At 66.4% G+C, this 22891-nt stretch carries 22 protein-coding genes and 2 tRNA genes; 13 read left to right on the top strand and 11 right to left on the bottom strand.

Annotated elements, in window-relative coordinates:
- The first annotated feature begins 32 nt into the window (after nucleotides 1–32).
- From ACOQPD_RS07265 to ACOQPD_RS07250, 4 genes are all read left to right on the top strand, one after another.
- Nucleotides 33–1289, top strand: coding sequence for an FtsW/RodA/SpoVE family cell cycle protein (locus ACOQPD_RS07265; protein WP_420614222.1), 1257 nt, complete (start codon nucleotides 33–35; stop codon nucleotides 1287–1289).
- Nucleotides 1286–2407 carry a penicillin-binding transpeptidase domain-containing protein gene (locus ACOQPD_RS07260; RefSeq protein WP_420614221.1) on the top strand — a complete coding sequence of 374 codons (1122 nt, stop codon included), beginning with the start codon at nucleotides 1286–1288 and terminating at the stop codon, nucleotides 2405–2407. The genes ACOQPD_RS07265 and ACOQPD_RS07260 overlap by 4 nt, the downstream gene beginning before the upstream one ends.
- Nucleotides 2408–2665: 258 nt before the next feature.
- Nucleotides 2666–4792, top strand: coding sequence for a Stk1 family PASTA domain-containing Ser/Thr kinase (gene pknB, locus ACOQPD_RS07255; protein ID WP_420614220.1), 2127 nt, complete (start codon nucleotides 2666–2668; stop codon nucleotides 4790–4792).
- 9 nt (nucleotides 4793–4801) lie between these two features.
- A complete protein-coding gene (locus ACOQPD_RS07250; RefSeq protein WP_420614219.1) occupies nucleotides 4802–5680 on the top strand; it encodes a metal ABC transporter ATP-binding protein in 879 nt (292 codons plus the stop codon).
- 30 nt (nucleotides 5681–5710) lie between these two features.
- Here the strand turns inward: ACOQPD_RS07250 and ACOQPD_RS07245 are convergent, their stop codons facing one another.
- The gene (locus ACOQPD_RS07245) at nucleotides 5711–6277 is read right to left on the bottom strand and encodes an anthranilate synthase component II (protein ID WP_420614218.1); all 567 of its coding nucleotides are present in this window, start codon (nucleotides 6275–6277) and stop codon (nucleotides 5711–5713) included.
- Between the two features lie 94 nt (nucleotides 6278–6371).
- On the opposite strand from ACOQPD_RS07245, the gene ACOQPD_RS07240 reads away from it, so the two are divergent.
- Complete coding sequence (locus ACOQPD_RS07240) at nucleotides 6372–6617, top strand: cell division protein CrgA (protein ID WP_420614217.1); 246 nt, start codon at nucleotides 6372–6374, stop codon at nucleotides 6615–6617.
- Between the two features lie 212 nt (nucleotides 6618–6829).
- Here ACOQPD_RS07240 and ACOQPD_RS07235 read toward each other — a convergent pair whose 3' ends face one another.
- The 5 genes from ACOQPD_RS07235 to ACOQPD_RS07215 form a co-directional block, all read right to left on the bottom strand.
- Entirely contained in the window at nucleotides 6830–7075 is a 246-nt protein-coding gene (locus ACOQPD_RS07235) for a hypothetical protein (protein ID WP_420614216.1), read from the bottom strand.
- 37 nt (nucleotides 7076–7112) lie between these two features.
- The gene (locus ACOQPD_RS07230; protein WP_420614215.1) at nucleotides 7113–8291 is read right to left on the bottom strand and encodes a thiolase family protein; all 1179 of its coding nucleotides are present in this window, start codon (nucleotides 8289–8291) and stop codon (nucleotides 7113–7115) included.
- A 33-nt stretch (nucleotides 8292–8324) separates the two neighbouring features.
- Nucleotides 8325–8397 (bottom strand) — tRNA-Ala (locus ACOQPD_RS07225).
- A gap of 415 nt (nucleotides 8398–8812) precedes the next feature.
- Nucleotides 8813–9637, bottom strand: a complete 825-nt coding sequence (locus ACOQPD_RS07220; protein WP_420614214.1) for a hypothetical protein — start codon at nucleotides 9635–9637, stop codon at nucleotides 8813–8815.
- Between the two features lie 19 nt (nucleotides 9638–9656).
- Entirely contained in the window at nucleotides 9657–10841 is a 1185-nt protein-coding gene (locus tag ACOQPD_RS07215) for an acyl-CoA dehydrogenase family protein (protein WP_420614364.1), read from the bottom strand.
- Nucleotides 10842–11051: 210 nt separating this feature from the next.
- On the opposite strand from ACOQPD_RS07215, the gene ACOQPD_RS07210 reads away from it, so the two are divergent.
- Nucleotides 11052–12413 (top strand): TrpB-like pyridoxal phosphate-dependent enzyme, encoded by a 1362-nt coding sequence (locus ACOQPD_RS07210; protein WP_420614213.1) that lies wholly within the window; start codon nucleotides 11052–11054, stop codon nucleotides 12411–12413.
- 59 nt (nucleotides 12414–12472) lie between these two features.
- On the opposite strand, the gene ACOQPD_RS07205 is transcribed toward ACOQPD_RS07210, so the two are convergent.
- Nucleotides 12473–13486 (bottom strand): radical SAM protein, encoded by a 1014-nt coding sequence (locus tag ACOQPD_RS07205; protein ID WP_420614212.1) that lies wholly within the window; start codon nucleotides 13484–13486, stop codon nucleotides 12473–12475.
- Nucleotides 13487–13996: 510 nt separating this feature from the next.
- Between ACOQPD_RS07205 and ACOQPD_RS07200 the strand changes: the two genes are divergently transcribed.
- The 7 genes from ACOQPD_RS07200 (at nucleotide 13997) to ACOQPD_RS07170 (ending at nucleotide 19456) form a co-directional block, all read left to right on the top strand.
- Nucleotides 13997–15664 (top strand): hypothetical protein, encoded by a 1668-nt coding sequence (locus ACOQPD_RS07200; protein WP_420614211.1) that lies wholly within the window; start codon nucleotides 13997–13999, stop codon nucleotides 15662–15664.
- Entirely contained in the window at nucleotides 15664–17172 is a 1509-nt protein-coding gene (zwf, locus tag ACOQPD_RS07195; protein ID WP_420614210.1) for a glucose-6-phosphate dehydrogenase, read from the top strand. The genes ACOQPD_RS07200 and zwf overlap by 1 nt, the downstream gene beginning before the upstream one ends.
- Before the next feature lie 53 nt (nucleotides 17173–17225).
- A tRNA-Val gene (locus tag ACOQPD_RS07190) sits at nucleotides 17226–17298 on the top strand.
- Between the two features lie 151 nt (nucleotides 17299–17449).
- Nucleotides 17450–17677 carry a DUF4258 domain-containing protein gene (locus ACOQPD_RS07185; RefSeq protein WP_420614209.1) on the top strand — a complete coding sequence of 76 codons (228 nt, stop codon included), beginning with the start codon at nucleotides 17450–17452 and terminating at the stop codon, nucleotides 17675–17677.
- Between the two features lie 2 nt (nucleotides 17678–17679).
- Nucleotides 17680–18066, top strand: a complete 387-nt coding sequence (locus ACOQPD_RS07180) for a DUF2283 domain-containing protein (RefSeq protein ID WP_420614363.1) — start codon at nucleotides 17680–17682, stop codon at nucleotides 18064–18066.
- Nucleotides 18067–18092: 26 nt separating this feature from the next.
- A complete protein-coding gene (locus tag ACOQPD_RS07175; RefSeq protein ID WP_420614208.1) occupies nucleotides 18093–18362 on the top strand; it encodes a hypothetical protein in 270 nt (89 codons plus the stop codon).
- Between the two features lie 224 nt (nucleotides 18363–18586).
- The gene (locus tag ACOQPD_RS07170) at nucleotides 18587–19456 is read left to right on the top strand and encodes a hypothetical protein (protein ID WP_420614207.1); all 870 of its coding nucleotides are present in this window, start codon (nucleotides 18587–18589) and stop codon (nucleotides 19454–19456) included.
- Between the two features lie 83 nt (nucleotides 19457–19539).
- Here the strand turns inward: ACOQPD_RS07170 and ACOQPD_RS07165 are convergent, their stop codons facing one another.
- The 4 genes from ACOQPD_RS07165 to ACOQPD_RS07150 all read right to left on the bottom strand — a co-directional run bounded on the left by ACOQPD_RS07165 (nucleotide 19540) and on the right by ACOQPD_RS07150 (nucleotide 22846).
- On the bottom strand, nucleotides 19540–20325 hold the full coding sequence (locus ACOQPD_RS07165; RefSeq protein WP_420614206.1) for an SDR family NAD(P)-dependent oxidoreductase: 786 nt from the start codon (nucleotides 20323–20325) through the stop codon (nucleotides 19540–19542).
- A gap of 103 nt (nucleotides 20326–20428) precedes the next feature.
- Nucleotides 20429–21148, bottom strand: a complete 720-nt coding sequence (locus ACOQPD_RS07160) for a carboxymuconolactone decarboxylase family protein (RefSeq protein WP_420614205.1) — start codon at nucleotides 21146–21148, stop codon at nucleotides 20429–20431.
- 130 nt (nucleotides 21149–21278) lie between these two features.
- Nucleotides 21279–22076: a hypothetical protein gene (locus ACOQPD_RS07155; RefSeq protein WP_420614204.1), complete on the bottom strand. Its 798-nt coding sequence runs from the start codon at nucleotides 22074–22076 to the stop codon at nucleotides 21279–21281.
- On the bottom strand, nucleotides 22073–22846 hold the full coding sequence (locus ACOQPD_RS07150; RefSeq protein ID WP_420614203.1) for a CoA transferase subunit A: 774 nt from the start codon (nucleotides 22844–22846) through the stop codon (nucleotides 22073–22075). The genes ACOQPD_RS07155 and ACOQPD_RS07150 overlap by 4 nt, the downstream gene beginning before the upstream one ends.
- Nucleotides 22847–22891 lie beyond the last annotated feature (45 nt).

Genomic DNA, 22891 nt, shown 5'->3' with positions numbered 1-22891 from the left:
CCATGGTGCGGGTGTCCGGACCGTCCGATTCGATGAGCAGGCGGGCGGAATTCGTATTCGTCTGCGGGTCAGGTGGCCTGGCCGCCTTCGGAGTCCTGCTCGTCAACCTGGCTCGGGAGGAGGTCCGGGCCATGCCGGCGCTGGCGGCCTTCCTGGTGCTGGCCGTGGCGTTCGGGCTGCTCATCGTGGCGTTGCGAGCGTGGGCGCCGGACGCCACCCCCCTCCTGATTCCCACCGCTTCCATACTCGCAGCGGTGGGGTTAGTCACCATCTATCGCCTGGACGAGGATCTGGCGAGCCTCCATAGCTGGTGGCTGTTGCTGAGCGCCACCATGTCCGCCCTATGGCTGTACGCGGTCTCCGAGAAGGGTCTCGGTCATCGGGGCGGCGGTTGGTGGCCTCTCGTGACCCTCGCGGCCGGACTGGTGGCGATCCCGTCTCTGGGTTCGGGGAGTGACCTTATCTGGGTGGCCTGGGAGTCGGGTCCGGCGGTGGTCCTCAACCCGGGCGAGATCGTCAAGTTGGTGACTGTGGCCCTGTTCGCCACCCTCCTTTCCGAACGGCAGGCTTTCTTCTCCGCCGGCGGCCGGTATACCGCCTCGCTTCACCCGGCCCGGGTCACGACGGTCTGGCCATCGCTCGTCCTGCTGGGGCTCGTCCTGATCGGTGTTGCCATTCGGGACTCCGGAACGTCCATGATCGTGCTGGGGATGTTCTGCGTGATGGCCTACATGGCGACCGACCGGGCTGCCTACCTGGTCGGTGGTCTTGGTGCGGGGCTCCTCTGGCTGGTTGCGGGCCCCTGGTTATCGGGGGGTCTCCAGACCCGGATAACGGTGTGGACGGATCCATGGAACCAACCGGAGGGCCCCGGCAACCGGCTCGCCGAGGGCCTGTACGGACTAGGGGCGGGGAGCCTTTCGGGGACCGGCCCCGGTCTTGGCGATCCCGGTCTGATCCCGGAGTCGACCACCGGCCTGGTGTTCGCAGCCGTAGGCGAGGAGTTGGGCCTCGCCGGGACCGTGGTGGTGCTGGCCGCTTACGCCCTGATGGTGGTGATCGGCTTCGGTATCGCCTTGCGGGCCAGACAGGTGTTCCACAAACTCCTCGCAGGCGGGATATCGCTCCTCCTCGGTGGCCAGACGGCGGTGTCCGTGGCCGGAGTGGTCGGGCTCCTGCCCGGCACCGCCATGCCGATTCCCTTCCTGTCGTACGGGCTGTCGTTGACGATGGCCGGTTTCGTCATCCTCGCCGTTCTGGCCCGCGTGAGTCATGAGGAGCGGGTATGAACGGGCCGATCCGCCGCGTAGTCCTGGTCCTCGGCATGATTTTCCTGGTACTCGTGGTAGACCTCACCTACTGGCAGGCCATCGCGGCCGACCGGCTTCGCCAGAATCCCCGGAACCCGCGGGTGGAGTTGACCAGATCGGGCCAGGAACGCGGCGAGATCCTCTCCGCGGACGCGGTGGTGCTGGCCAGGTCGGTGCCCGATCCTCTCGATTCCGGCGCGTTCCGGCGCGAGTACCTTTACGGGTCGGTCTATGCCCATGTGGTCGGCTTCTCGTCGGCGCTGTTCGGCGACCGCGGCGTGGAAGCCGCTCATGCCTCGCTTCTCCGGTCGCGCCGCGACCTGACCACCTCGGGGATCCTCAACGCGCTGCTCGGTGAGGACCTGCGTCCGCGTTCGATCCAGCTGACGCTGAACCACGAGCTTCAGGCAACCGCCGCCCGAGCTCTGAGCGATCGGCGGGGCTCGGTGGTCGCCCTCGATCCTGCCACCGGTCAGGTACTGGCGATGGCCAACTCACCGACCTTCAATCCCAATGCCCTGGTCGGGACGAATGCCGCGGTCGTGTGGGACGCGCTGACGGAGAGTCCTGACGGCCCCCTCGTCAATCGCGCCGTCGGGGGGTCGTTGCCGGAACTGCTGACCGCCGAGGGAACGATCACGCTCGACGAGATGGACCCGCGCTCCGCTCTCGGCATTGCCACGCGGGTGGCGGCCGCCGGGCAGGACGGGCTGATGATGCGCCCGTACGTAACCGCTCGCGTGTTCGACGCCGACTCCGATCAGGTCTCGCAAACGGACCCGGAACCCATGACCGACACCTTTGGCCACGAGGCCGCCCTGTCACTATATGGAGAGAGCCGGCCACTGGTGGTCCGCGGCGCGCGGGACCGCCCGGGGGAGCCCGCCGGCAACTCGGGAGTTGCCGAGCTCGACGCGGGGGAGCCGGCTGCGTGGTTCTTCGGGGTCTGGCCCGCCGCCCGCCCCACCATCGTGGTGGCGGTAGTCGTCTATCCCGGCGGTCCCGGCGAGATCGGGCCGGGCAGAGCCGCGGCGGCTTCCATCGGCCGAGCGGTGCTGGCGGCCTGGATCCATATCATCACCAGCTCAGACGAATAGCCCCAGGTGGTCGGTGGTCAGTGGATGGTGTAACCCTGGAATGAGACGTGCAACCCAACGGGATTGAGGTACTGACAGGACTTGATTACCCCCCGGCCTCTCACTGGCAACTGGCAACCGGCCACTGGCCGCTTCTCAGGACAGACCGCCGAGTCGACAAACAAACGCTAAGGGCCTCGCCCGTGGCAAACTACCTGGCATGAAAGTGGTCGGCCACCATCCGGGCCCCTTGGTGCGGGGTTAACGGTACGTTTCTGAATGGTTGCACCGAACTCCCTGGGTCGTTACGAGTTGACCGCGCAGATCGCGCGCGGCGGCATGTCGGATGTGTTCGAGGCTCGGGATCGTCTCCTCGACCGCAGGGTGGCCGTCAAGATATTGCACGACCGCTACGCCGAGACGGATACCTTCGTAGCCCGCTTCCGTAAGGAGGCCAGGGCGGTCGCCAACCTGAGCCATCCCAACATCGTGTCGGTCTACGACTGGGGCGAGGAAGACGGCACCTATTTCATGGTCATGGAGCTTGTTACGGGGCGGTCCCTCCGCGACATCATCCAGGCCGAGGGCAGGCTCCTGCCGCGCCGGGCAACCGAGATAGCAGCCGAAATCGCCAAGGCGCTCGACGCCGCTCACCGGAGCGATGTCATCCACCGCGACATCAAGCCCGGCAACGTCCTGCTGACGACGGACGGCAGCGTGAAGGTAACCGACTTCGGCGTGGCTCGGGCCCGTAGCGCCTCCGAAGGCCTGACCAAGGCGGGATCGGTAATAGGCACCGCCACATACTTCAGTCCCGAACAGGCCAGTGGCGACCCTGCCGACGAGCGGTCGGACATCTACAGCCTTGGGGTGGTGCTCTACGAGATGCTGGTGGGCCGTCCCCCCTTCAGGGGGGAGAGTGCGGTGTCGGTGGCGTACCAGCACGTCACCGCTGAGGTGATCCCACCGAGCAGGCTGAATACCGACGTGTCGCTGGAGCTCGAGAACGTGGTGATGCGCGCTCTCGAGAAGGACCCTGATCGACGCTACGAGACGGCCGCCGACATCCACCATGACCTGCTGGTTCTGCTCCAGGGCCGCCCTTCGCCGGTCAGCCAGGCCTCCGTGCCGTCTCCCGGCCGCGCCGGCCCCGCCCAGGACCTGCCGCCTCGCCCGCCTCGCGCCGACGATGCCTACCGCCGTATGCAGGGGCGGCCGCGCCAGCCGTCGCAGCTTCCCTTCATCCTCACAGCCGTCCTCCTTGCCGCCGGCGTGGTACTGGGGGCATACCTCCTGCTCAACAGCCTTTCGAACGATCCTCCGCCTCCCACCACCCAGCCGGTGGTGACCATTGCGGTTCCGGACGTGACAGGCCAATCCGAGGATGAGGCGCTCATCGTGCTCCAGGAGGCGGGATTCCTGGTCACGCCGACCAGGGAGCCGAGCGAGGCGCCGGAGAACTCGGTGATCCGGACAGAGCCGGCGGCGGGAACGGTGGCCGAGGAGGAATCACCCGTCAACATGGTCGTCTCCGACGGACCTGCCCAACTGCACATTCCCACCGTGGTCGGCTCGACCAGAGAGCGCGCCATCGGGCAACTCGAGGGTCAAGGGTTTACCTACACGGTGCGCACCGCCCGTCACGACACGATCGGGGTGGGTCTGGTGATCAGCCAGAATCCGGAGGGTGAAGCCCGGGCACCGGTCGGGACGGTCGTCGAACTGGTGATCTCGGCCGGTCCGGAGCCCATCGAAATGCCCCGGGTGATCGGACTGAGCCGCGATCGGGCGGAGGGGATGCTCGAGGGGCTCGGTCTGGAGGTGTCCACCACTCTGGCCCGCAACAACGAGGTGCCGGCCGGGGTGGTTGCCGGCCAGGACCCCACTCCGGGAGCGGACGTGAACCCCGGATGGAGTGTCCAACTGGTGGTCTCCGAGGGTCCCCGGATATTCGTGCTCGAGGAACTGGCCGGCCAAGCGGTAGCTGACGCGATCGTCCTGCTCGGGGAGGCGGGGATGCAGGTACAGGTCATCCAGGAGCCCAGCCCGAGCCATGAGGTGGGTGTGGTGATCCGGACCGACCCGCCGGGAGGAACGGAACTGCCGGTGGGCGAGATGATCACCCTGTACGAGTCCACGGGACCGGATCTGGTGGAGGTTCCCGACCTCACCGGCGCCACCCCCGAGGAGGCGGAGGCGATACTGGCCGGATTGGGCCTCGTCCTGGAGGTTGCCAACTCGAGGGCCACGGTTGACACCCCCGAGTTGGGGGGGAGGATCGCCCGCCAGGCTCCGGGCCCGGGCGAGGAGTTCGAGCGCGGCGACACCGTGCTGGTGGTGCTCGGTGACTACTCCGCGCCGGTGGTGGACGCGGGGAGTGAAAGTCCGGAATCGGACGAGGAATAGGGGAGGCCGATGGCATCAGGCGAGGCACCGGTTCGGGAGGCGATGGAAACCAGCGGGCCGGCTGTGACGGTCCGGAACGCGGTGTTCCGCTACGGCACCAAGACGGTTGTGAAGCAATCGAGCGTGGATATTCCGGCCGGATCGATCACTGCGTTGATCGGGCCCAACGGCGCAGGCAAGTCGACCCTGCTCAACGCCATTGCCGGCTTGGTCCAACCGGTGTCGGGCAGCGTCACGGTGGGATCCAGGAACGGCCGGACCTACCGCACCTCCTACGTCCTCCAGGAGACCAAGGTCAATCCGTCCTTACCCGTCACCGTCCGCGAGGTGGTAAGCATGGGCCGCTATGCAGGCCGACGGCCGCTGCGCCTTTTCAACAGGGAGGATCGCAGGATGGTCGACGAGGCGATGGAGAGGACCAACATCACCCACCTTGCCATGCGGCACCTCTCCCGACTCTCGGGCGGGGAACGCCACCGGGTCCTGCTGGCCCAAGGGCTGGCGCAGGACCATGACATCCTGTTGCTGGACGAACCGGCCACCGGCCTCGATGTGGTCTCCATCCAAGCGGTTCGGGACACCATCCGCTCCGAGAACGCTCACGGATGCACAGTCATCGTCACCACCCATGACCTGGCCGAGGCATGGGATGCCCACTACGTGGTCCTCTTGGCGGGGCGCGTGGTCACCGCCGGTCCACCCGGCGAGGTTCTGACGGCATCGCAGCTGACGGCCGCCTACGGCATGGGGCTGATGAACGTGGACGGCACCCATCTGTTCCTCGACGATCCACATCACGACGAGACGGATCGGCACCACGCCCACGAACGATCCATCCATCTGGAATCGGATCCGATCGACCTCCACCACGACGAACACAATCACTGAGAGCGTCCCAGCCCGGTAGTCGGGACGGCCTCAGGCCCGGTCGTTCAGAAAGTTGTCGAGGAGGGCCATCCCCTCGTCGGTGAGCACGCTCTCGGGGTGGAACTGCACGCCGTGGACGGGAAGCTCCCGGTGCCTGACCCCCTGGATGACGTCGTCCTCGCTCCAGGCGCACGGCTCGAGTACGTCGGGCAATGCGCTGGCCGCCAGCGAGTGGTACCGCGTGGCGACGAAGGGATTGGTCAGACCGGAGAAGACGCCTTTGCCGTCGTGACGGACCGAGGATGTCTTGCCGTGCATGATCCGGGGGGCGAGGTCGATGGCGCCGCCGAACGTGGTGACGATGGCCTCATGGCCGAGGCATACGCCCAGGATGGGCACATGCCCGGCGAAGTACTCGATGTACGACTCGGTGTAGCCGGCGTTCTCGGGCCGTCCGGGTCCCGGTGAGATGACCAGCCGTTCCGGTTCGAACCGGGCGGCGGCGGGTGCATCCATCTCGTCATTGCGGATCACGGTCGGTTCGGCGCCGAGTTCACCCAGGTACTGGACCAGATTGAAGGTGAAGCTGTCGTAATTGTCCAGTACCAGCACCCGCATAGCCCGCCAAGCCTACCGAAACCGGTCGCAAGGAACTCCCGCCGCGAAACCCGGCGCGTGCGGCCTGGAACGGGCAGGTGGTAGCCTGGTCCGCATGCCGGAATCCAAGGGGCGTCGTAAATCCAAGAGGGTGAGTCGTCCGACTCCGCCCAAGAGCGCGAGCCGGGGGAAGAAGGCCAAGGAGTCATCGAAGCTCTATGTGGCCGTGATGTTCGGCCTTATGGCTCTCGGGGTTCTGCTTGTGGTGACCCGCTACGTGCTCGACACGCCTTCGTGGTTGTTGCTGGTCGGGCTTGCCTCGATGGGCGGCGGCTTCCTCATGACAACCAACTATCACTGAAGCCCGGGTCGCTCCGATCTTCCCCGCTTTCCTCGCCGCGCCGCGCCATCCCGCTGGCGCATGGGGCTAGTTACAGACTTGTAGTTCTCCACCGAGTTATCCACGCCTGTGGATAACTGCCGAGCCCGGTGTCGCTCTCGACCACGGTAATCACAGGGATTAACCAGGCGGTAGACCCCGGGCAAGGCCTGATCGACCTCCGATTCCGCGGGTCAGGTGACCGGGACCTCGTCCATCTCCTCGCGGCAATGACGGGGCGGGTTCGATGCGGTGGTATTGGTGGCCGTCATCGTCACCTCGGTACCGCAGAGGCTGCACCGGAAGCGCCGGAGGGTCTCGACGACATCATCGGGATCGACAGCCGGTGGGGGGTTGGCCACTGCCCTGATCACGGCCATCGAAGCGGTCCAGATGGCGGTGCCGATCGCCACGGCGATGATTATGTTGAGCAGCGTCATACGGCGGGCCGGTCCACCTCGTCTCTTCCGGCGCTGCCTACGCGGCCCGCTCGAGGATCATGGCGTTGGCCATGCCGCCGCCCTCGCACATGGTCTGGAGTCCGTAGCGAGCCCGCCGGCGCTCCATCTCGTGCACCAGGGTGGCGGTGAGCTTGGCGCCGGTACCGCCCAGGGGATGCCCCGTGGCGATCGCTCCGCCGTTCACGTTGGTCCGTTCCCAGAGGGCATCAGGATCGGACCCGCCGTTCTCGGCCAGCCAGATCCCGACCACGGAGGCAAATGCTTCGTTCACCTCGAACAGGTCGATGTCGTCGATGCTCAGTCCGGCCCTTTCCAGAGCCCGAGCGGTAGCAGGGACCGGCCCGGTGAGCATGCTGACCGGATCCACGCCGGCCAGGGCGAATTGCAGGAAGTAGGCCTTGGGCTCCAGCCCCAGTTCGTCGGCCTTCTGTTCCGACATGATCAGCACGGCAGCCGCGCCGTCCGAGATCTGGGAGGAGTTGCCGGCGGTGACCACACCGTCCGCCTTGAAGACCGGCGGAAGCCCCGCCAGTATCTCCGGCGTGGTGCCGGGACGGATGCCCTCATCGGTGGTGATCGTATCCGCGGCGCCGTTCATCCGCGCCTCGACCGGGACTATCTCGGCAGCGAACCGGCCCTCGTCGGTGGCCCGGGCGGCCCGCATGTGGGAGTGGTGAGCGATCCGGTCGAGGTGCTCTCGCGACAGACCCCACTTCTCGGCGATTAGCTCCGCCGAGATCCCCTGGGGCACGAGGCTGTTGGCATAGCGTTCCACCATGCGGGGTCCGAACGGCCGCCCCGGTCCCTGCTGGGCGGTGATGCCCATAGGCACCCGGCTCATCGACTCCACGCCGGCCGCGATCGCCACGTCGTAGGCGCCGGCCATCACTCCTTGGGCGGCGAAGTGGGAGGCCTGCTGCGCCGAGCCGCACTGGCGATCGATGGTCGTGCCCACCACATCCTCGGGGAAGCCTGCCGCCAGCGCCGCGTTCCGACCCACGTTGAAGCTCTGCTCACCGGTCTGCGTCACGCAACCCATGATCACGTCATCGACGAGGGCCGGGTCGAGTTGGTTGCGCTCCACCAGGGCTTGCAAGGGGATGGCGGCCAGATCGACTGCGTGGTAGCCCTGCAGCCGGCCGTTCCGCTTACCCGTGGGTGTTCTGACTGCGTCTACGACAACTGCCCGTTGCATGGCCTGTGCCTCTCTCGTATGGCGGATGATCGGTGGAGGTGATCGGATTCGAACCGACGACCTCCTGGTTGCAAACCAGGTGCTCTGCCGACTGAGCTACACCCCCCGGGCCTCCTGCAGTTTACTTTGGCAACCGCCGGGACAAGGCAGGCCGCTGTGGTCTGTCTGTGGAATGGCGGTGTGGTGTGGCGTCGGCAGCGGTGTTTCTCGCAAGGCCCGCTGACGAGGGCGTACCCGTAGCGGTACGTTGAGGAAGCGGAACGCAGCGACGGGACACCGATGACCGCCAGACCACGCCTGGTTGTTTCGCAGACAGACCACTTTCGCGTCTGTCTGTGGAATGGCGGGGTGGTTTGGAGTCGGCAGTGACGTGTGTCGCGGCAACGAAGGTAGGAAGGCCACACTCGTGATGGGTGGACCGGCTGGCGTGTTCCTGAACCGTCCCTGCTTCGGCAAACGGCCGGGGTTACAGCTTTCTCGAACCGGAGCGAGCCTACGTCCGGCAGGCGCGGGCAGCGCCACTAACCCAGGATGATCAACGCCAGGGCCACTGTTGCTACCGCGAATCCGACCTGCTGGATGCGGGTCGTGCGCTCTCCGGAGAAGATGACCTGGAACAGGACCGTGACACCGAAGGACATCTGGAAGAACAGACCGGCAACGGCCAGGTTGACCTGGGCGGCCAGCGTGAAGGCCCCGAGCCCGATCCCGCCCAACATGCCGACCATGACCGTTCGCGGGATGGCTCCCCGGTGGGGCCGCACCTCCTCCCTCCGGATCAGTATCAGTGCCAGGACGAATGCCACCGCGACCACCCTCCCCGGCACCACCGGCCAGATACCGGCGTCATCGCCGGTCAGGCCCAGCAATGTGGAGGTGACGCCGAACATGAAGCCGGACAGCAGGCCGTGCCTGATAGCGATGAGGTCCCGTCCCGCTCCGGTGTCCTTCGCTCCGATCAGCCAGACGCCGATCAGCCCCACCACCAGTCCCGAGCCCACCACCATCGAAGGAAGGCCCGACACGATGGCGTCGACCCCGATCGGGACGACCGCTCCCGTGACCGCGGCCACCGGCGCCACTATCCCGGTGCCCCGGGTGGTGTAGCCGCGGTAGAGCTGGATGAGGCCGATTCCGGAGGACACCCCTGAGCAGCTGCCGAGCACCATGTCGAAGGCGGTGGGGCTTCCGCCGCGCCAGATCGCCAGGATCAGGGTCGACAGCAGGGTGAACACGTAGATGGAGAGCACGGCGGCCAGGAGGCGACCGCGACGGCTCACGTTGGTTCCGATGTGATCGGCCAGCCCGATGGACAGCGGGGAGAGGAGGCCGATGAGGATGGTCATCGGAGGTAGCCGCGGCCTGCTACTGGAAGGCCTGTAATCCGGTGAGGGATTGGCCGAGGATCAGGGTATGGATCTCGTTGGTGCCCTCGTAGGTGATCACCGATTCAAGATTGTTCATGTGGCGCATGACCGGATAGTCGAGGGTGATGCCGTTCGCTCCCAGCACGGAGCGGGCGGTCCGGGCGACATCCAGCGCCATGCGGACGTTGTCGAACTTGCCCAGCGACACGTGCTCGGGGCCGGCTTGGCCCTGATCCTTCATGCGGCCGATGTGCAGAGAGAGCAGCAGTCCCCGGTTGACGGAGACCATCATCTCCACCAGCTTGCGCTGGATCAGTTGGAAGCCGCCGATCGGCCGGCCGAACTGCCGGCGGGTGGTGGCATAGTCGAGGGCCGCCTCGTAGCAGGAACGGGCGGCGCCCATCACCCCCCAGATGATGCCGTACCGGGCTTCGGTCAGGCAGGACAGCGGGCCTCGCAGCGAGGACACGCCGGGCAGTGCCGCTTCCCGGGGGAGTCGCACATCATCGAGGGTCAGCTCGGAGGTATGGGAGGCCCTGAGGGAGAGCTTGCGCGGGATGTCGCGAGCTGCGAATCCCGAAGTATCGGTGGGGACGATGAACCCCCGCACCCCATCGCCTGACCGCGCCCAGATGACGGCCACGTCCGCCACCGACCCGTTCGAGATCCAGGTCTTGGTGCCGTTGACGATCCAGTCCGGACCGTCGCGGCGGGCGGTGGTGCGCATCGAGCCGGGGTCGGAGCCGGAATCGGGTTCGGTGAGGCCGAAACAACCCAGCACCTCGCCCGTAGCCATCCGCGGCAACCACTCTTGGCGCTGCTCCTCGGACCCGTATTCACGGATGGGGAACATGGCCAGGGAACCCTGGACCGACACCATGCTGCGGAGTCCCGAGTCGCCCGCCTCCAGCTCGAGGCAGGTCAGGCCGTATTCCACCGCGGAGGCGCCCGGGCACCCGTAGCCGTCCAGGTGCATGCCGAGCAGGCCCAGCCCGCCCAGCTCGATCGCCAACTCCCTGGGCAGGATCCCCTCTTCGAACCAGTCGCCGATCGACGGGAGCACCCGGTCGCCCACCCACCGGCGAACCGTGTCTTTGAGAAGGCGTTCCTCAGGATCGAGGAGACGGTCGAAGCCGATGAAGTCCTTAGGGTCCGGCGGGGTCGGCCGGGTGGTCGATGACATGATGGTGCTCGAGATTCCTGAGGCGGCTACTACTCCCATTGTGGCAGGCGAACCCCAGGTGGTCGGCGGCTCACCTCCATGCTCCACCGTCCCCGGGCCGGGCCGGATCTCGCATCCCGAGCGTGGGCATCCGCGCGGGCGAGCGTGTACCGTTGCCTTCCATCAGTACCCGCGATCGGAGCCTAGGTTGGCTAGGCGGAGGAGTAGTCGATGACCGTACCGACCAAGATACTGCTCGACGAGTCGGATATTCCGACCCATTGGTACAACATCATCCCCGATCTGCCGGCGCCGCCCCCTCCGGTGCTCCACCCCGGAACCATGGAACCGGTGGGCCCCGGTGACCTGGCGCCGCTGTTTCCGATGGACCTCATCCTCCAGGAGGTCTCGCAGGACAGCTACATAGAGATTCCCGAGGCGGTCCGGGACATCTACCGCCTGTGGCGGCCCACCCCGCTGTACCGGGCCCACCGCTTGGAGAGAGAAATCGATACGCCGGCCCGCATCTACTACAAGTACGAGGGGGGCAGTCCGGCCGGATCCCACAAGCCGAACACGGCGGTCGCCCAGGCCTACTACAACGCACAGGCAGGTGTCAGGAAGCTGACCACAGAGACGGGCGCCGGTCAATGGGGGAGCGCGCTCGCCCTGGCATGCAAGATGTTCGGCCTCGAGTGCGAGGTGTGGCAGGTAGCAGCCTCGTTCGACCAGAAGCCCTACCGGGGCTCCATGATGCGCACCTGGGGCGCCACGATCCACTCCAGTCCCTCCGAGGTGACCAATGCCGGCCAGGCCATCCGCGCCAAGGATCCCGACAGCACCGGCAGTCTCGGTGTCGCCATTTCCGAGGCGGTCGAGGTGGCGGCCACCAACGAGGACGTGAACTACTCGCTCGGCTCGGTGCTGAACCACGTGCTCCTGCACCAGACGGTTATCGGCCAGGAGGCCGCGGCCCAGCTCGCCAAGGTGGACGAGACGCCGGATGTGATCATCGGCTGCACTGGCGGCGGTTCTAACTTCTCAGGCCTGTCGTACCCGTTCCTGCGGGAAAAGCTGGCCGGAAACATCAATCCCACGATCAGGGCGGTCGAGCCGGCGGCGTGCCCCACGATCACGAGGGGTGAGTATCGCTACGACTTCGGGGACACGATCGGCATGACGCCGCTCATCAAGATGCACACCCTGGGCCACGGCTTCGTGCCGGATCCGATCCACGCGGGCGGGCTGCGGTATCACGGAATGTCACCGCTGGTCTCCCACATCGTCGAACTCGGCCTCATGGAGGCGGTGGCGATCGGCCAGGTGGAATGCTTCGAAGCAGCCCTGCAGTTCGCCAGGACGGAGGGGATCATCCCCGCCCCCGAGCCGACCCACGCCATCGCGGGGGCGCTCCGGGAGGCCGCCGAGTGCCGGGAGTCCGGTGAGGAGAAGGTCATCCTCATCGCACTGTGCGGCCACGGCCACTTCGACATGGCCGCCTACGACACGTTCCTGTCGGGCGAGCTGCACGACTACGAGTACCCGTCCGAGGCCATCGCGGCGGCGCTGGCCGAGGTGCCGGTGGTCGCCTGACGGAGTTGTCCGGTCCGGCCGTCCGGGACTCCTCCCAGCGGCCGGACCGCGGCGCCCGATCAGCCGAACAAGGCGCGCTGGGGGTTGGGTTGCTTCCGGGACTTCGCATCGCGGGGTGGCCGGCGTTCCCCGCCGGGAGCGCCGTGGGCCGTTTTCGCTCGGCCGATCATGCCTCCGAGACGCCGGCGCATGGCCGGGGGAGCGTAGGACTTGGTGCCGTAGGTGTGCCGGTAGAACCGTGACAGGTGGGGGTAGTCCCGCTCTATCCACCCCATTACGTGGTCCTTGAGCGGTTCCCGCACATGCAGGTATCCGCCCATGATGAACCGGGCCCCGGCCTCGGTGGCTCCCTTGACCAGTTCCTCCACCTGCTTGGGATGATCGGTTATGCCGGGAAGGATGGGCATCATAAGCACTCCGGAGGAGATGCCGGCCTCGTTGAGCCTCCGTACCGCGTCGAGACGCTTGCGGGGATGGGCCGTTCCCGGCTCCGAGCGCGACCAGGCGTCGGCGTCGAGGGTTCCGATCGAGAAGTTGACGCTGATCTCGGCGGTCCGAGCGGCCCGGGTCAGGACGTCCAGGTCCCGGAGCACCAGCGGTGACTTGGTGAGGATCGAAAACGGGTTGCCCCGCTCGGCGAGTATCTCGACGATCTGGCGGGTCAGCTTGTACTTGCCCTCCGCCGCCTGGTAGGGGTCGGTGTTGGTCCCCATGGCGATCGGATGGCCCGCCCAGCGCTGCGGGGCGGTCTCGTGGCGCAGGATCTCGGGAGCGTTGACCTTGACGACGATCTTGGTGTCGAAGTCGCGCCCGATGCCGAGGCCCAAATAGTCATGGGTGGGCCGGGCGAAGCAGTAGGTGCATGCGTGGCTGCAGCCGCGGTAGGCGTTGATGGTGTACTCGAAGGGCAGCGCGGACGAACGCGGCACCCGGTTGATGATGGTGCGGGACTCCACATGGAGGAACTCGAGGCCCCGGTAGGCGCCCCGGCCGATCCGGCGCTCGACCACCGTGTCGAACAACGCCCTCTCGTTACCGGGCGCATCGGTCGTGATCCAGCGAAGTTCTGCCATGGCCCAAGGCAGTATAGACGAACATATGTTCGCTAGCCCTGATTCAGTCGGGTTCCCGACAACCGACAGCCCACCTCTGCCTTCGGCTAGACGGCTGGTCGAATCAACGCGGTTGGGGTGGGAGGCTGCTCGCCGACGGCTTGCGTATCCCTGGCCGCCTCGTTAACAAGCCGACGGATTCCGGCCATTGCCTCGTCGATTGTCGGCGCGAGCCAGCTAAGTGACGGGAACTCACTGCATAGACCGACGTGCTCCCCGTCGTCCGGAGACCATATGACCCGGTATGTGTAGTGGTCAGTAGCCATGCTCCTGCAACTTTCTGATTGCCTTGAGGACCTCATAGTAAGTACCTTCAACGATGCTTGAGGTCAAGGGGCTTTGTCGGAGGGTTCCAGCAAGCTACCGGTCTCCGGGCGGCTCGGCGGCTACGGAGGCCCGGAGCGGGTGACTGCGCTTCCGTACGTTCAGGGTAACGTCTGGACCTGCCACCAACACCGGAGCGGATGACCGATGCCTGAGCGGGGGAGCCCACCGACCGTTACCTACGCCTTGGGTGACCTGTCGGGTCGGGTGGAAGATCGCCTGAGGGTGTGGGCCACCGGGGAGTACGCCCGCCGGATGTGGGACAGGGACCACACCCTGTGGTCGACGGAGCCGATTCCCGAGCTCGCCAACCGGCTGGGGTGGCTCCGGTTGCCGTACGCCACCGATCAGGTGCCCGACATCAAGGCCTTCGCCGAGGACGCACGCGCCGATACCGACCGGGTGGTGCTGCTCGGAATGGGCGGGTCGAGCCTGGCGCCGGAGGTATACGCCAACACGTTCGGGAGCGCCTCCGGCCATCCCTGGCTGACAGTTCTGGACAGCACCCATCCCGGGGCTGTGAAGGCGGTGTCCGGCAGCATCGATCCGGCCCGTACCCTGTTCCTGGTGGCCTCCAAGTCAGGCGGCACCATCGAGACGCTTTCCCTGTTCCGACACTTCTGGGGGATGGCATCGAGGGTTCACGATCACCCGGGCGACCGGTTTGTGGCCCTGACCGATCCGGGCTCGGGCCTGGAGGCGCTGGCCGGCGAGCGGCGATTCCGGCGGGTCTTCGCCACGCCGCCCGAGGTGGGCGGGCGCTATTCGGCGCTCACGCCGTTCGGTCTGGTCCCGGCCGCCCTGATCGGCATCGACATCGAGAGCCTCCTGGCGAAGGCGGCCGTCATGGCCGACGAGTGCGGGCCGGACCTCCCGGTAGCCACCAATCCGGGACTCAAGCTGGGAGCAGTCATGGGGGAATCGGCGCTGGCCGGCCGGGACAAGCTCACGTACATCTGCTCACCGGCGGTGACGGGCTTCGGCGCCTGGATCGAGCAGCTGGTGGCGGAGAGTACGGGCAAGAACGGCACCGGGATCGTTCCGGTGGCCGGTGAGCCTCTTGGCGATCCGGAGAGCTACGGGCAGGATCGCTTGTTCGTTTTCATGTCCCTCGAGGGGGATCAGCCGTCGGAGTGGGCGACGGTCCAGGCCGGGCTGCGGCGGCGCGGCCATCCGGTGGTCACGGTGACCCTCCGCCACCTTGACGAGTTGGGCGCGGAGATGTTCCGGGGTGAGATGGCGGTCGCGTCCGCCGGGTCGATTCTCGGGATCAACCCCTTCGACCAGCCCGATGTCCAGGTGGCCAAGGACCTGGCCAGGCAAGCCATGTCGCCCGAGGGCTTGGAGGGCGGCGTCGCGGAGGTGTCCAGCGATTCTCCCCGGCTCGCCGGCGGGCTGCGAGCCTGGGGGGCGATGATCGAGCCGGGCGACTACATCGGGATCCACGCCTACCTTCCGATGGGGGGCCCGGCCACGCCCGTTCTCGAGTCTCTCGTACCGCATCTCCGGGATCGGTATCGCGTGCCGGTCACGCTCGGCTACGGGCCGCGGTTCCTCCACTCCACCGGCCAGCTCCACAAGGGCGGCGCCAACAACGGGGTGTTCCTCCAACTGGTGGACTCGCCGAGCCTTGACATAGAGGTTCCCGAGGCGGGTTTCAGCTTCGGGGAATTGATCGAGGGCCAGGCGGCCGGCGACTACCAGGCGCTGTCCGGCCGGGACCGCCGGGTGCTGCGGGTCCGGCTGACCGGTGACCGGCGCGCCGCGGTCGAGACGGTGGCCGGCCTCCTCGGCGCCACGGAGCGTGGGCAGTAGTGGAATCACTGCCCACGATCGGGTCCCGGGCAGTCGACCGGCACCTGCTGGTGGTGTTCGGCGCCACCGGAGACCTGTATCGCCAGAAGCTGGCGCCGGCCCTCTATCACCTGGTCCGCCAGTACGGGCTGATCGATCGATGCCGCATCCTGGGCGTCTCCCGCTCGGCCCTCGGCGACCAGGAGTTCCGGGCCCGGTCCCTGGACGCCATCGAGCAGGCCACTCCCGGCCAGATGCTGCTGGACACCACGGGCGCCGGCCCGGCCGAGTGGTGTGACACGGTCATGCATTACCACCAGCTCGGTTCGGACGGATACGACGGGTTGAGGCGCCGCATCGAGACCCTCGAGCGCGACCACGGGTTGTCGGGCAACCGCATCTTCTACCTGGCCCTTCCCCCGGGGGCATTCGGCGCGACGGTCAGGGGCCTGGGCACAGCGGGCCTGGCCGCCGGCAAGGGCTGGACCCGTCTGGTGGTCGAGAAGCCTTTCGGTGTCGATCTGGAGTCCGCGGTGGCGCTGAACTCCGTCCTCCACGAGACCTTCGACGAGAGCCGGATCTACCGGATCGACCACTACCTCGGAAAGGCCACGGTCCAGAACCTGCTGGTGTTCCGGTTCGCCAACCCGCTGTTCGAGTCGGTCTGGAATCGTGATCGGATCTCCAACGTCCAGATAACCGTGGCCGAGGACCTCGGCATCGGATCCCGGGCGGGCTACTACGACCGGGCCGGGGCGCTCCGCGACATGGTCCAGAACCATCTGACCCAGGTCCTGAGCCTCGTGGCGATGGAGCCGCCGGTGTCGTTCGACGCCGAGGCGATCCGCGACGAGAAGGTGAAGGTGCTGCAGTCGATCCGGACGCTTACGCCCCACGACGTGGTGCTGGGCCAGTACTCGGCCGGCCGGATCGGCGGGCGCGAGGTTCGTGGCTACGGGGCGGAGCCGGGCGTGGCCGATGGCTCGGGAACCGCCAGCTACGCGGCTCTGCGGGTCTTCATCGACAGCTGGCGCTGGCAGGGGGTGCCCTTCTACCTGCGGACCGGTAAGCGACTGGCCACCCGCCTCACCCAGGTGGCGGTCACGTTCCGAGAGCCGCCGGTGCCGCTCTTCAAGTCTTTCGACCGGAGCCTGCACCAGGGAAACGTCCTCTTCGTCCGTCTCCAGCCGCACGAGGGATTCGAGTTGCTGTTCGACGTCCAGGTACCGAGCGACCCTCCCGAGTTGGCCACCAAGCCGCTGTCGTTCGCGTACGAAGAGGCCTTCGGCGACCTACCCGACGCCTACGAGACGTTGCTGTATGACGTCATGTGTGGAGACCGAACCTTGTTCGTCCGGTCCGACGAGGTGGAGCATGCGTGGAGGCTCTACACACCGCTACTCGAAGCGGACATTCGGCCCGCCCTCTACCCGGCGGGCTCGTGGGGTCCCGAGGAAGCCGACGCCCTGCTGTCGCACCGCGGCGACACCTGGCGGGTACGGCTCCCCGACGGCGGCGATCCGGTATAGGGGCGCAGGGATGGCTGCTCCATCCGGGGCCCTTCTACAATGAGACGTTCCCAGGGCGTTTAGCTCAGCTGGGAGAGCGCTTCCCTTACAAGGAAGAGGTCGGCGGTTCGAGCCCGTCAACGCCCACAGCGGTTTCATAGGTATCCGCGCGGTACCGAGAACTTGCTATCTACCAGGGGTTTTGTGCCTGAGGGGCCTTTGATTATCGTGTAAGCACATCTGTGAAATTATGGCGATGGTTGTCACTACGTTATCTTGCCCGGTAGGCTGAAGCGGTATGCAACTCAAGTTGACACATCATGCGAAGTCCCGCATGGTTCAGAGGGGCATCACCCATGACGACGTCGAGTCCGCGATAAACCACCCCGTCGGCCCCGCCGACGCTGGTGCGCCCGGTAGCATCTGGCTTGAGGGAATCACCCCGGGCGGACGCCGCCTCCGGATGTGTGTCGACGCCAACGACAAGTCGATCATCATCACCGTCGCATGGAGGAACGGAGAGTGACCATGTACCTATGTTACGACCTCGAAGCGAACGCCTTGTACGTAGGCTTAGCCTCCGAAGGGTCAGTAGCAAGAACACACACTATCGACGAAGGTACCATGGTGGACGTAGACGGCCAAGGTGCCGTCATCGGGATTGAGGTCATCAACCCACACAGAGAATGGCCCATCGACCAGATCAAAGAGAGGTTCAAGCTCCCAGCCGACCAGAGCAGGCTCCTTGAACTGCTTGTGCCACCGCGTATCGCCTTCGCGAAAGAACACCAGACTTTTTCAAATGTGGCGTTCTTTTGCTCCGTCACCGAAGATCGGATCTCAGCGTACTCCGACTTCCTCTGGGAGCCTTCCCAACACGTCGGGACACGAGGGGAGATGGAGAAAAGCCGGTAGTCGCCAGCTCAACCAGGAGACAGCAGATGCGGTTCCAAGGCGCAATCATCACCGAACAAGGAATCACCTTCGGAATCCTCATAGTCAAGAACCACGCTCTAGACAGCCTCACAAAAGCGAACAGCCTCATAGCGGAAGCATCCGCAGCATTCGGCGGAATACCCACGGTACTAATGGCCCAAGACCACACCGGCCGCGCACGCTACTACGGCCGTCGAGACATCGTTAACTTCATGGTGAACGTACCTCTCTCAGCTGTGCCCTGGAGGGAATACACCATCACTCCGAGAGGATGACCGGTCTCATCCACAGGCCCGAACGACCCCTACCTGCCCAAATGCCGCCCGACCCATACCGTCCTCACCCGGAGACTGTTATTCCGGCGGTTTCCCCGATGGTCGCACAAGGAGGTGTTGTCGTTGCGTTCGAGTGCGTGATCGGACAGCGGCGGGTCTGGACTGTCATACCCGGCGGATAGGGTCATGGCTGAAGTCACACTCCCTCGGAGATAGGACGAGAATTGGCTACGACAGTCGTGTGTTGGAACATCGCGAAGCGCCACGACGCTTGGCGGCAGTTGGTGGAAATGGACGCCGACGTGGCTCTGTTGCAGGAAGCAGGCCGGTACCCCTACGACGTGGCTTCCCGGGTGGACATCGGGCCTCGCGAGCACTGGGACTCGCACTACTGGAACTCGGATTGGTACAAACCTCGGTTTCCGAGGCTGTTTGACCGGTGGTCGATGGTGGTGAAGCTATCGGACCGGGTCGAGGTCGAGTGGTTCAAACAGGTCAGCCCGATCAGCGACACAGCAGAGGACGAGATCGCGGTCAGCGGGATCGGGACCATCGCCGCGGCGCGGATCATCCCCCGAGACGCCGCACCGTTCATCGCGGTGTCCATGTATGGCCGCTGGATCGCACCGCACCGATCCGCCAAGAGCAACATGAAAGTGGGCTACCCCGACGGATCGGCGCACCGGATCATCTCTGACCTATCCGCCTTCATAGGCAATACCGACCCCGGTACGCATCGCATACTCGCCGCCGGTGACCTCAACATGGCATTCGGCGGCAAGGACGACGCGCCGTTCGCGCCACGCGAACGCACGGTCACCGACAGGATGGACGCGCTCGGCCTCGAGATGCTAGGACCGCAACACCCGCACGGCCGTCAAGCGGACCCGACCCCCGAATACCTCCCGGCCGACACCAGAAACGTCCCCACTTACCACACAACCAGCCAGACCCCCGCAACTGCCACGAACCAACTCGACTGGGCCTTCGCGTCACGCGGCTTCCACCACGGCATCACCGTGCGCGCCCTCAACGAAGTCGACGAATGGGGACCGAGCGACCATTGCCGGCTACTGATCGAGGTCTCCGGCTAGTTGTAGGCATCCGAGGGACTCGCGCTTCAGTGGTATTCGACGGTGAGGGTGGGGGTGTGGCTCCGGCGGATCCCACCGAGTTGTCAGATCCTGTAGCCGCCGTCGACGTCCAGGACCTTGCCGGTGATGTAGGCCGCATGGTCGGAGGCGAGGAAGCAGACGGCTTGGGCGATGTCGTCAGCCGTACCCGGCCTGCCCAAGGCAATGTTCTTGGAGGCGTCGTCGAGCATCTCCTCGGTGAAGTCGCCCCGGGCAACGAGTTCGTGATACATACCGGCCGCCATCAAACCGGGGCCGACCGCATTCGCCCGGACCCCGAACCGGCCTTCTTCTGCTGCTACCGCGCGGATAAGGGCCTCCACCGCCCCCTTGGGGATCGCCGATAGCGAGTCCTTCACCGGATACCGTCGCACAGCCATCGACGTGACGGCGACGAACGATCCCGACGACTCGCGAACGTGGGGCAGCGCGGCCCAGACCAGATGGAATGCTCCGAAGAGATCGACGTCCACTTTCTCTCGGAACAGCGGGGGATCGATCTGGCTGACGTATCGCATCGGAACGTACGGCCCCGCTGCGGAAACCGCGGTGTGGATGCCACCGTGGAGCTCCGCGGCCGAATCGACGAAATCCTTGACGGCGGCGGCATCGGTGACATCCACCTGGCCGACCGTGACCTTCGAGCCGGCAGTCTCGATGGCTTCAGCGACTTCCGCGGCGGCCGACTCGTTCCGGCCGTACGTGAAGGCAATGTCACTGCCGCGAGAAGCCAGCATGATGCACACGGCCGAGCCGATGCCTCCCGAGCCGCCCGTGACCACGGCGGTCCCCGGTCTCCCGGAGAAGTCACGCGCGCTGTCCGGGCTCATTCCGGGATCCTCGGCGCTGCATTTCGGCACCTCCGGCCCGCGTCCAAGCGGGGGAGCCGACCATGCCCGGATCGAGACGACCGGAAGCCCGAGCGCGGTGGCACTATGGATTCTCCAGTGCTGCGATCAGACCGTTCGCGCCCGCCAACCATGCCGCCACGCCGGCGAACGGTATTGCGCAGGCCACCGCCTCGGTCAGTTGGCCCGCCGTCGCGCCGCCCTTGAGGGCGAAGCGGGCATGGATCTCCACGAAATCGTCGCGGAACTCGGCCGCGTTTATTGCACAGAGCATGACATCCGCCAACCGGTTCTCGAGCGGAGACTCCTCCAGGGCCGCCTGACGCATGAGGTAATAAGCCATCACGGCCCCGGGAGCATGCTGAGCGCCGAGGGCGACATTCGCGGGAACCTCGCCGTAGAGCCCCTTGTAGTAGTCAAGGATCGCGTCCATGGAGACCTCGGCCTCGAACGGCGGTCCAGGGCTCACGTCGCCGTCGCTTATCTCCGCTAGAGCCTCGGTCAAGGCTTGGTAGCCCGGAATCCCCCGTGATATCAGCACGGTGAGTGCGGCCCCGTGAACCTCATCCGGTGTCATGCCGCGGTCCATCGCGATGGTCAAATACCTGGTAGTCACCTCGGGAAGCCGCTTCACGGCGCCTATCACGGCGGCACAAAGGGCCTTGTCCCGGGCCGGCAGGGCTCCGTCGGAATGGATCACGTCGGCCGCACTCGCCAGGCCTTCGGCAAACTTCGGTGATCCGGCGACCAGTCCCTCGGCCCAGGCTGCCGGACCCAGCATCTCGACCAATCGTTGCGTGTTCATGGCTGACCTTTGCGACCGATGTCGCGCCGAGGATATCTCACCGGGCGATCCGGACAGTACGGATACAAGACGATGGGACTCCTGCGGTGGCCACGGCGTCGGCTCGGCGGACCCATTGCGTCGCGTCGAGTCAACGGCTCTGGCGCTCTTCGGCGACAACCCGTTGGGCACGCCTGGCGCCCTCGGCACCGTCGAACTCGATCGACCGCAGGTCGTCGGGGTCCACCGAGGCAAGTGCGTCAAGCTCAGCCGGTGTCGGGTGGGCAACGGTCGGAACACCGGGGTCCACCCGGATGGGGAACCCGCCGGCTGCCGCCACATCAGCCGCCCCGACATCGGGGAAGAGACAGTCGGCCGTCCACCCATGGTCCGAGTCCAGCGTGAATACGCCGAGCCGCGTAATGAGCCTGCGGATCCGCTGCGGGGAGGGCGGAGGTCCTGAGACGAAGTCGACCCGGTCGACGAGGGTGCGGGCGGTATGGTCGGCAACGAGGTACCAGACGCGTGAAGGCGAGTCGTTGTTGTCCGGCAGGCCACGGCTCCCCGGCAAGGCAACTCGCGGAGCGGCATGGGTGCCGGCGATGTGAGAGAGGTTGGTCGCCCCTCGACTGTCGAGCTGGCCAGGGGTCACGACGACACCGATCAGGCCGCGCGCCACGGCCACGAATATGTCGCTGACCGGTCCCCGCGGCGAGGCGCCGGCCCGAAGGGCCCTCTCACCGAGGGAGAGCGCGGGCCGCGTCGCGGCGTCGAGCGTCCCGAAGCCCGGGGCGATGGCGAGATCGGCTGCCCCCATACGCCGGGCCGCCAGCGCCGCGACGAGGCTGGCCGTGGTCGTGACGGCGATGACCTTGACACCATCATCGGTCGCCGCGGCCGCGAACTCGCGAGCGAGCACCGTGGTGAACAGGTCCCCGAGCCTGCTCACGAGGCCCTCTCCAACATCTCCGGTGTCAGGACCTTTGACCCGGCCCACGCGGCGACGGCCCCGAGGTCCACGAGAGCGTCGGGGTGACATTCGGTCGGCCAGGACCCGCCGACCGCCGGTACAACCGCGTCGATCCATAGCCGGGAAATCGCCGCCAGCGGAGGATCGGCGGCAGGGTGGCGTTCGAAAGAGACGATCGTGGTCTTGGCGGCGCGGGCGAGCAGGCCATCGAGTCCGAGGTCCCCGTCAACGTAGATGTTCCCGTGAGCATCGGCTGCCGGGGCGTGGATCAGGGCTATGTCGATGGGGAGAGCCGTTGCGAACACGGTCGGTGTGCCGGTTGGTGGATCCTCGTAAACGCCCAGTGACGGGTTATGTTTCACGACGTCCGAGCCGGGTGCGGTGGAACAAGGCATGGACGGCAGGCCGCGTGCGGTGGCTTCGACGGCCGCAACCATCGACGCCTCGGACCATTCGAAGAACCGGATGGACTGCTGCTGCCGGGCGGCGCGGAATGCGGGCGCCAGGCCGAATCCGTCCAGAGAAACCCCTGCGGAATGAAGGTCCGCCACCGCACCGGAAGCGAGCAGGTATTCGACGTCGACGCTGCCGAGAAAGCTCACGATGTTGAGGTCACGGATTCCTCCGGCCACGATCCCTTTGAGGAGGGCCATCGGCTTCCGGTTGAGGCCGGTGCCCCCGACGGCGACGGTCGCGCCCGATGGGATCAGCTCGGCGACCGCTGCCGGAGAAGGGAGGGTGCGCACCATGGGCCGGTCAGGCCTTGGCCGTCCAGCGGGGGCTACGAAGGCTGC

The organism is Candidatus Spongiisocius sp. (assembly GCF_965221825.1).
Lineage (GTDB): Bacteria > Actinomycetota > Acidimicrobiia > Spongiisociales > Spongiisociaceae > Spongiisocius.
Note: the sequence above shows the minus strand (reverse complement) of the source record. Positions and strands in the feature narration are given on the sequence as shown.